The sequence below is a fragment of the Maribellus maritimus genome (assembly GCF_022267315.1).
GTDB lineage: Bacteria > Bacteroidota > Bacteroidia > Bacteroidales > Prolixibacteraceae > Draconibacterium > Draconibacterium maritimum.
In genome coordinates this window covers 1-583 of sequence record NZ_JAIKLE010000161.1, presented here as the reverse complement: position 1 = coordinate 583, position 583 = coordinate 1, and the positions used below count along the sequence as shown (strand labels likewise).

General features: G+C 38.8%; 1 protein-coding gene. It reads left to right on the top strand.

The window, feature by feature from the left end:
* Positions 1-14: 14 nt before the first annotated feature.
* A partial coding sequence (locus K5G00_RS29525) for an IS1595 family transposase (protein ID WP_238770246.1) occupies positions 15-583 on the top strand: 569 nt, incomplete at its 3' end.

The following is a 583-nucleotide window of genomic DNA, read 5'->3' as shown; positions in this document are numbered from 1 at the left end:
AAAACGCATAAATTATGAGCTTAATTGATTTCATATCTCAATTTCCTGATGAAGAAAGCTGCAAGCAGAAGTTCAAAGACTACCGCGAGCATGTAGGAGTTGTTTGCCCAAAATGCGGAGGGACAGATCATTATTGGAAGAAAGACAAAGAACAATATGAATGTAAGTCGTGCAGGACAAGGATAACACTAAAAAGCGGTACTGTTATGCACAAATCAAAACTTCCTTATAGGTATTGGTTTATTGCCATGCATTTGTTGACAGCGACAAAGAAAAGTTTTTCCGCCAAAGAAATACAACGGCAATTAGGTCACAAACGATATCACCCGATATGGCATATGGTACACAAACTGCGTGAGTGTATGGGGAAAAGAGATGGTGAATATATTTTGGCAGGCAGGATAGAATTAGACGAAGGTTATTTTTCAACAGAAGTTCCAGAATTGGAAAAAGACAAACCCCTAAAAAGAGGGAGAGGAAGCCAAAAGAAATCAAAAGTCCTTGTAATGGCAGAAAGCGAGATGGTAGAATCCCCGAAACCGGGACAAAAATCACGAAGAGTAGGTTATTTGAAAATGAAAGT